Consider the following 8,915-nt stretch of genomic DNA (forward strand, 5'->3'; position numbering starts at 1 on the left):
TTGACGAAACAGACTTATCGAGGTATTTTTCATTACGGAGCCCTCCTTTGGGGTTAGGCAACCGTAATATACTGTTACGGACAAAGTTTGGCTCCGCCTTTTTGGCTAATTGTTAGGACACGTCTGAGTTTCCTTTGGAATGTCGAGCTCCTTTGAGATCATTGCCTCTAGAAGATAACTCATTTCGTACGATAGATAGGCGCTCTCAGCCCCACTTAATTCGATATCTTTATCTCGATGGCCAATCGCATCTCTATGTTGTGTCATTTTGTGGGCAATAATCAGGAGATCTTGAGCATTATTTAATTGCAGAAGTTTCCGGCATTTAAATAGGCTATAAAATACTCGTTCTTTCAGTGTTATGTCCCTGGTGTTTTTTTCAGGCACTTTGCCTTGAAGCTTCAACATGAAATTTCGAAGCCTTTTCAAAAAAATAGGTTTTTTTGAGTATAGTTTTCTATGCAATCCCTCGAAAGAGAAAATCAAAAAAGCTAAGGTTGTTTCTGAGATAAATTTTTGGTTATGAAACGAAGTTAACTGACTAACAGAATCGGAAATAATATTTTGTTTTGAAAACCATTTTGCCGTCAAAGAAGGCAAATCAGGTATATCCGCTCGTGGCAAAAACATTTGTATTCCAGATAAAACCTTTCCGCTGAAAGCTTCATACTCCCAATATGGAAAATATTTTCCACAAATGGCTTGTTCCCCTAGCGCTTTTTCATGCTCAGAAGCATTTTCTGATGGCTTTATTGTTTCATAACGACAAGTAATATCGTAAGGGAAAACATCTTTCCCTATAAGAAATGAGAAGAGAGCATGCATTGTTAGAAAATAATATTCGATATTATTCTGATCTTCTGTATTGTAATAAGGAAGCCGACCTTCTTTGACTGATACTTTTATGAAAACATTATGATAAAGATGAAAAGCTTCCAGCATATTTCCCTGAACGGACAAAGCATAATTGAGCGTAATACTTACTTTTTCATCTTCGTATAAATTTACTGATGGAAATTCGGAGTACGAAACGCCTGAAATTCTCTTTGCAGATGAGTCAAACTCTGGCGTGAGGCATATTCTTCCCTCCCATTCTTCGAGATGACTCAACTGAAAACGTAAAGACTCCAATAAAATATCGGATTTATGTAATCCTTCGTTCGAATCACTTTCCCAATATTCGTAAAATGAATACTGATGCTGACTGAATACGCCAAAAGTAAAAGACGTTTTTTCCCTGCGAGCATTAAAGATTGAGATAAACTTTCCTGTGGGCGATTTCCCCAAAAACGAATCCAGTGTCTCTTTAGAAGTTAGAAGATTTTTGGGACCTCCAATAAATTCTAAAAAACCACCTTTCAACGGATCATATGTCAAAGTGCCGGAAAAGACATTTTCAGGTTCGTCAATATATCGCCATTCTCCTGAAAATTTATTTTCCTGTAAATACTTCTTGAACTGCTCTAAACCCATTTATCATGACTCCTGGATACGGCCAATATGCGAGTTTTTGCCTCGGCTTCAAAATCATACGGCGTTCCTGATTGTCCAGCTTCTTTCCATAATTCTACCGCATAAAGGCGCATGTATTTTTCAAGAATTTTTCTCTTTTCTATTTCTACAGTAGAAATTCCCCGGAGCCCTAATTGCTTGATTTGAGCCGATGATGATGCGGACGACGGATTGCAACACAATTGCTTATAAACTCCGGCATAAGAACCTCCGGCATTTAAGAATAGAAGCTGAAAAGTACATAAAATCATAAGGAAAACATGTTTTAAAATTTCGTCACAGTCTTGAGAATTCAAAAAAGCCCTAATTTTATTCAACTTTTCTTCTCTGGACTTCTTGGCCGCATGCTGATATTGTGTATAAAGTATAAGTTGGATAATATCATGAACAGTTAACGGTTCCGGATATTTTTCAAAAAGAGGTTCAATAAATATGCCAAAATGCTTTAAAGCGTTCGTTTTTCGAATATCCACATCCTTTAACGCATTAAAGTACTGCAAAGAATCCTCGGCTAATAGTCCTAATGCCGTATTGGGGTGATTTTTAAGAAAATTCGACACATTGGGAAAACTACCAGGTTCATTGGGATCGTTAGAATAGAGTTTTCGAAAGAGCATCGCAAAAGCTTTTAATTCGCTCCTACTATTCTTGAAAATTACACGCACAGCACTAACGCCAGTTAATCCTGGAAATTCGATTTTTGATTGTTCAAGTTCGTCATAGTGTTCTGAGAATATTCGCAAATTCCTCAACTCATCTTCATCTAACTTAATATCAGAAGCACTACCGTTAAAAGCCAAATAACGATCCACATATGCGGGAAAAGGAAACGTAGATACAGAAGGATCAAGCCCGAGAATTTCTTTTACATCCCTTTCGTAAACTTGATTGCCTTTTTCATCTTCAAAATAAAGTACAGGCCCCGCTGTCGCACGAAAACCTCCACTGCCATGATCGGTAAAACCGGCTGTTTCGTGAAAATATTGACGATACGCTCTCAGTTCTCTTGAATGCAGTAAATTTTCAGCTTCGATTTTATATTTCATGCAAAACTGTAAGTCCAACGGAAGGCTATCTAAATCAATTTCCAGCCGTCGGTCTTTCATCCGCTTTTCTGTGCGGTCAATATACCTAATTGCCCAGTAAATAAATTCCATATAATCGGTCATCGGCTGTTTATGTTTTTCTTATCACTTCTGTTCAAAGGGAATATAGCGGGAAGTAAGCAGGTTTTCAAACTTGGGACAGCTGAAAATTCGATTTTATGATTTTCAAAAACAATCAAATATATATTACTGATTTGAAGCTGAGATAAACTTCCAGTCTATTGGCTCAGAGGCAATTGATCACCGTTTGCGGGAAGCGGCAACCGGCATTAACCGTTTTCGTCCATTTGCCGGGAAACAGGTCATTGTATACGGCGCACCAAATTGCTGCACACTTTTACGCAAAGCCCCGCCGCCAGTCCAACTGCGATACTCTGATCGTGCGAATTACGGATGCCGATACACCGACTCCACTCCGGCGAATGCGTTTTATTGATCCGCATGAATCCGAACATCCGCTGACCGTCACGGGCCAGCCCGTACTGTTCATCGAGAATCTGCCAGTTATGCGCCTTGACCACATCGGTAACAGCGTCGATCACCTCGCTGTGAGGAACCGGTTTCCAGCTCGCGGTAGCGGTCGGAGTCGGCACCAGTGCGATTTCGTCGCGCCCGACAAACTTTCCTTCACACATCGTCAATCCCATCATCTCACCTCCACTTCTTCAGATGCCACTGCCCGCAACGATCCCGATACGGGCATTCGCCGCAAGCGAACGATGTTTCATTCGGCAGGAACACGCCTTTGCTGATCGCGTACTGCGCCCGGTTCGCCAACGCCTCGAAGCGCCGGAAGTCATGAAATCCGCGACTGGTGTAGTGGCTCTCACAGCCCGGATTCTTTGTCTTGGTGATGACATCGAACCGAAAGAGTGGAGCCGTGCCGTTCTGTTTCTCATAAGCGTAGCTGAACACGGTCGCCTGAAGATCGCGGTCGGCTTTCCCGGCGGGCCAGCGGCTCGCGGAGGTTTTCCAGTCCACGATACAGGCGTCCCGCCCGTCCTGAACGATGAGGTCGTATTCGCCGATCAGAGGCTTGTCCAAACCGGGAACGTCGATTCTGAACGCCTGGGCGACGCCCTTGATCGTGTAGTAGTCCGACCAGTTCGCCAGAGCCGCATCCAGCATCTTCGTTGCCAGGTCGATCACCGTATCGAAGTTCTCGCCTTCCTTGTAGATCAGGTTCGGCGTCGCCTCGGCTTCGATTTTGAACGCCTCTTCAAACCGGTCAACGATTTCATCACGGGTCAGCGAGCCGCCCATCATGCACTCCCATGCCTGAGCGGTCAAGGCCGCATGAAACGCCTTGCCGAACGGAAAGCAGACCGAAGTTCGTTCGACCTCGGCCTGATCCACGTAGCGGTACATGAATTGCGCCTGACAGATGTTGAGGTACGTATTCAGCGCCGAATACGACCAGTGCGGTTCCTGCCGCAGTTCGTCGATCGTTGCCATTACGCCGCCCTCCATTCATCGATCTGATCCGAACACTGCTGCCGGGTCAGATGCTGGATGTCCGGCACCTGAAAACGCGCCGCGATCTGCTGCGGAGTGATGCCGCGCTGCCGGGCAAGGTCGAGCAAATACGAGAGCTGTTTCGGGCTTGCCGGAGCGTCATTTTGACGTGCTCCTGACCTGCTGCGTTGAGAACCGTTTCGCGGTGCTCCGGCTGCCGGACGACCGCCGTAGTTTGCGGAAGTTGTTCCGTGCAATTCCGCTTCAACGGAGTTTCGTACCAGATCGAACGTTTCATGAATCCGGGTCTGCAACTGATCCGGGCTTAACCCGTCCGGCAGTTCCACTTCGACTGAAGCATGATAGCTCTGGCTGGAATATTCCTCTCCTGCCGGAACCTTCTTACTGTAACTGGCATTGAGTTTCAACATAGTCATTCCTCCATAAAGACGAATAGCCGGGAACTTCTCCACTCCCGGCTATCTGTCCGTTTATATTTGTGTTATTTCGCTAAATCGCCATTCTGATGCGTTCGATGGCGCGCTTTGCCTGAACGAACTCGCGTTCACGCTGCTTCTGCTGAAGCACGGCCTCTTTGACCTTGCGGGCCAGCAGCGCCGATTCGTCGAGCAGCGTTCTGAGCTTGCCGCGCAGGTCCTCGATGGAGTGATTCAGCTCCTCCATCGGATTGACCGGCTCGGCGGCTTCCACGGCTGCGGTTTCAGTGTGTTCGATGCGTTTGATGTTTTCCATTTCGCTTGTCTCCTTTTCGGGTTGATGTTTGGGTAATATGTGAATCGGCATGGCGAGATACCGGCCGCTTCCGCCTTCGGCGATGACCGGTATCCTGCCGTCCGAATGCGCCCGGAACTTCGTATAGCCCTGCTGAAGCATCCGCAGCAGGATATACTTGTTGAGCGCCAGCACTACGCGAGGCAGAGCGCCGATCACCGTTGCCTCCAACCGCAGTTCCATATCCGGGAAATTATTCGGGATCACGGTGATGCCGCCCGGAACCACGTTCAACTCAATGGCGTGAAACGGCTCATGGTCAGGAACCGTTTTCAGGAAGCCGGTCAACTGCGCCGCCTGTTCCGAGGTGAATGCAATCGCATAATTGAGTGCCGACGCTTCGGGAATCACCTTCCGCCACTCCGGATAGCTGCCGGACACTGCTTTGCCGCTCCAGAGAAAACCGCCGACTTCGATCTTGAAAAACTGAATGTCCTTCAGCTTCCAGACCGTCAGCGTTCCGGGAACCTCCGGCTTCGCGGTCAGCAGCGCCAACGGAAACGGCAGCGTGACCGGACTCTTCAACGTCCAGTCCAACGGCAGATGCAAAAGCTGTTTGCCATCCGTTGCGGCGATCCCCTCCGGACAGAGGTGAATCCCGCGCAACTGGTGCCGCGCCTCGTTACGGTTCACGAGCGGAGCCGCTTCGGACAGCAGCGCCGTGAAGTTCTCCGGCAGCGCCGCTGTTTCCGCTTCGGCAGGGGCTGCCTCGGCCTCCGGCCAGTTGATGTTCAGCACGGGCAGAGCGTGCGTAACGATCTTCCGCCGACATTCGAGCTGTGCCGCAAAGCCGTCATTCAGTTCCATGAACGTAACTGTTCCGGCAGGATTCCGGGTGAGTTCCCGGAGCTTGGCGTAATGGACGGCATGCCTGAAGTCGACAGCGCCTTCCGCCGGGATCGTGACGGTAAGGCTCTCGTCCTGTGCGACCGTGCGCAAACTCAACTGCCCGTCGCGCGCTTCGAGCAATACGGCTTGATGCAGTTCGACGGGGGAAGTGCGAGTGATCAATTTCCCCAAAGCACTCAATGCTTCGGCCAACTTTTTTCCGGTAATCTTCATGTTCCATTCCTTCTATAGTGGTTATCGTTTGTTTCTTCTAAAACACAGCCGGACAATCAGGACGACGCCGCTCCCGATCAAAATGCAGAACGCCACCTGAAACGGAAGCCGCAGCGGCGTGACGCAACTTGCGAATGTGTCGGGACTCTCCCGGGCCACCGTCCGCAAGCCGTTCTCCACGCCGTTGCCGACCTTGCCGGCCACAATGACGGTCCCGGCCGCCGCGCCTCCCGCCGCAATGTTCTGCCACGGAGTTTTTCGGACCAGTTCCCGTATCAACGGCAGGCGGGGCCGGGCGCGTCCGGCATAGGTCGGCGGCATCAGTGCCGCCAGAACCAGCAGCAGAACCAACTTCATCGGCGCACCTCCTTCCGGCAGATTTCCCGGCACTCCCCAATTGCCCGGTAAAGGCCGGCGCTCAACTCCTGCGGGAGAGTGATCCGGGCCTGCCAGAGTTCGCTGCCGCATACGGCTGTTCCGCCCGCCGCCATCATAAGCCCGGCGATGTCGCAGATCAGGAGCGGACCGTCCAGCGCGGCGCAGGCGGCTCCGCTTCCCCAGGAACCGGCAAGCAGCGCGGCACAGCTCCCCGTCACCCGGTGGAACGCCGCAAGCGTCGGCTTCAGAAACAGCGATTCCAAAACCAGTCCCCCGGCAGCCTGCAGCGAGGCGTCCGTATATTCAGCCCCGGAGTTTTTCAGGCCGGTCAGAAACGCCGCCGTATTGAGGTCGAAGCCGTAGACCCGCGCACCGGCCCGGCAGGACTGAAGAATGGGTCTGTCCAGCACCGTTTCCAGATACGGCTGCACCGATTCGGGCCGCCATACCATGAGGTAGGCGAGGAAAGCCAGATTCCCGGCGCTGGAAAGTTCCTTCGCCGCCGCCGGGACGTTCGCGGCGGCCCGGTCGAAGTACGGCTTCGCCAGCCGGTCCAGGTCTTCCGGGGATGACAGCCGTTGTTTCTCTTCCGGCGGATGCCGGGGAATGAGGGATGCGCCCGCAAGCACGAGCGCGGCGAGCAATCCGGCAAAGACAATGCCGAATCCGAAGTGTTTCAGGGTAACTGAAGTCATGGGGCCTCCTGTCAGGGGTTGGGGTTATGAATGGTAGTTTTCTCCTCCAACATATTGTGCCGCAAAAACGGCTGTTTTTAAGGAAAAATAACAGGGAAACGAGGAAGAATGGGAAAATATCGATATAAAAAGCAATGTCGATACTCTGTTTATATTCTTAATTTTCCCGGAAATTTTCGGGCTTATAACCTCAGGTTTCAAATGCATAGCATTTGACTGATTGATCACCAAGATATTTATGATGTCAGAACGTTAGAAAGGATCAGCAGCAAATCGCAGATATCCTGACCTGTCAAAAGTTCCTCCTGACGTATCAGCCGCCCCCCCTATTGACGATATGCAGGAAAGAATGCAGCAGCCCATCTATTTCCCCCTCAAATTTTTATCCGGGAATTATCCGGGAATTCATGATGACACGAGGTGAAATGGAGTGAAATCAGGAAACCCGACACAAAAAAACGAGCTACGATTTTTACTCGTAACTCGTTCATAATTAAGATAGTGGTGGGAGATGGACCGACAACCAAAAAATCCCCCGCCCTATTTTGAGCTCACCAATACCGTATTTGAGGGGGAGATCTCCCCACTTTTGGTACAGAGCTGGTACAGACTTGGTACAGGAATGATGTGGCTGTAAAGCACCAGACCATCTTCAGCAGATTGACAAATAGTCACTCTACTGAGGAAAGAAATGAGTTGTCAGGCAAGCAATGTTCTGCATCGTAACAAGAAATGGTATTTTCGCCAATGGGTACCCGGTAACCTTCAAAGCAAACTTCAGCTCAGAGAAATAAAGCGTGTTCTTCCTGCCAGCGACTTGCAATCAGCTCGTTCCATGGCTAAATTACTGACGGAAAGTCTGAAAGGAACATGGGATATGCTGAAAGAACTTCAATTATCTCCGGCACAAGCGCGAATGTTTATCAATCGCGAATTGACCCGTTTCATAGCGGAGTTGGAAGAACCTATAGGCAGTAATGTTTTGCATCGTCCCATCAATAATGAGGAAATTCGAGCTTATACCGAGTTCGCTTCAGAGAAAATGGCCGTACCTGCCATGCGTCTTAAGCATCAGGACTTTTACGGGAGGATCTATGAACGTTTGCAGCAAGAAAATATTTGTTATTCAGAGCATGAAACCCACTGTCTTAATTTACGTCAAGGCAATCGAATCGTAGAAGAATTGTTACGTGGGCAGGTCGAATTATGCAGTGCCCTTATTGAGGGACTTCACGATCCTCTTTCTGACCATTATGAGCAAAGAAAAGAAGAGATCACCAAAGCTGCCCGATTAGATATCGATGATGACCTCAACCCCAACAATCTATTTCAAAACCCCACAGAAACCCTCGGTAAATGGGAAAAAGGTTTATCAATTCAATATGCCAAAGACGAGAATAAGGAATACCGGACGACTTCCGCAATCCCTGTCCTGAAGGAGTTGGCTGAAGCATTTATTCGAGAAAACAGGGTCAGTCAGAAATGGGTCGAAACGACGGAAGCAATGTATCAAACCCTATTTCGGCTCTGGTTTGAGCATTTCGGAGAAGAGTATGATATTCGTAACCTGACACGAGCACAATATATCGACTTTTTTGAAAATGTGTTGCAAAGGATTCCTAAAAATTGGAAAAAGAAGTTTCCTGACAAAACATTGCAAGATGCCGTCAAACTTACAAACGTACCATGTTTGGCAGGAAAAACACTGAAGAACTATCATGCCGGTTATAATGCTTTTCTTGGGTGGTGTGTAATTCAGGAATATATTGTACGCAATCCGATTGAAACTGTGCTAAGTTGCAGGAAAATGGTTTGAAGAGTTTGTAAAAACGGGTAACACTTTTCTCTGAACAAGGAGGAAGGTGTGAAATGAAAGCTGCACCGGAAACAGGGCCGAATCGGAGTGGAACCCGTT

Annotated in this window: 9 protein-coding genes; 1 reads left to right on the plus strand and 8 read right to left on the minus strand. The window is 48.6% G+C overall.

Annotation, left to right across the window (positions count from 1 at the left end; translation table 11 throughout):
* Positions 1-105: 105 nt before the first annotated feature.
* The 8 genes from FYJ85_RS22475 to FYJ85_RS22510 form a co-directional block, all read right to left on the minus strand.
* Entirely contained in the window at positions 106-1,473 is a 1,368-nt protein-coding gene (locus FYJ85_RS22475) for an ApeA N-terminal domain 1-containing protein (RefSeq protein WP_154420928.1), read from the minus strand.
* Positions 1,464-2,681, minus strand: coding sequence for a hypothetical protein (locus FYJ85_RS22480; RefSeq protein WP_154420929.1), 1,218 nt, complete (start codon positions 2,679-2,681; stop codon positions 1,464-1,466). Before FYJ85_RS22480 ends, FYJ85_RS22475 begins: the two co-directional genes overlap by 10 nt.
* 239 nt (positions 2,682-2,920) lie before the next feature.
* On the minus strand, positions 2,921-3,253 hold the full coding sequence (locus FYJ85_RS22485; RefSeq protein WP_206213414.1) for a DUF932 domain-containing protein: 333 nt from the start codon (positions 3,251-3,253) through the stop codon (positions 2,921-2,923).
* Positions 3,254-3,269: 16 nt separating this feature from the next.
* Positions 3,270-4,073: a RecB family exonuclease gene (locus FYJ85_RS22490; RefSeq protein WP_206213415.1), complete on the minus strand. Its 804-nt coding sequence runs from the start codon at positions 4,071-4,073 to the stop codon at positions 3,270-3,272.
* Entirely contained in the window at positions 4,073-4,504 is a 432-nt protein-coding gene (locus FYJ85_RS22495; RefSeq protein WP_154420932.1) for a hypothetical protein, read from the minus strand. Before FYJ85_RS22495 ends, FYJ85_RS22490 begins: the two co-directional genes overlap by 1 nt.
* A 79-nt stretch (positions 4,505-4,583) precedes the next feature.
* Positions 4,584-5,927 (minus strand): beta clamp domain-containing protein, encoded by a 1,344-nt coding sequence (locus tag FYJ85_RS22500; RefSeq protein ID WP_154420933.1) that lies wholly within the window; start codon positions 5,925-5,927, stop codon positions 4,584-4,586.
* 21 nt (positions 5,928-5,948) lie between these two features.
* The gene (locus FYJ85_RS22505; protein ID WP_154420934.1) at positions 5,949-6,284 is read right to left on the minus strand and encodes a hypothetical protein; all 336 of its coding nucleotides are present in this window, start codon (positions 6,282-6,284) and stop codon (positions 5,949-5,951) included.
* Complete coding sequence (locus FYJ85_RS22510; protein ID WP_154420935.1) at positions 6,281-7,000, minus strand: hypothetical protein; 720 nt, start codon at positions 6,998-7,000, stop codon at positions 6,281-6,283. The genes FYJ85_RS22505 and FYJ85_RS22510 overlap by 4 nt, the downstream gene beginning before the upstream one ends.
* Positions 7,001-7,691: 691 nt before the next feature.
* Here FYJ85_RS22510 and FYJ85_RS22515 point away from each other — a divergent pair.
* On the plus strand, positions 7,692-8,816 hold the full coding sequence (locus tag FYJ85_RS22515) for a DUF6538 domain-containing protein (protein WP_154420936.1): 1,125 nt from the start codon (positions 7,692-7,694) through the stop codon (positions 8,814-8,816).
* Positions 8,817-8,915: the final 99 nt, after the last annotated feature.

The organism is Victivallis lenta (assembly GCF_009695545.1).
Lineage (GTDB): Bacteria > Verrucomicrobiota > Lentisphaeria > Victivallales > Victivallaceae > Victivallis > Victivallis lenta.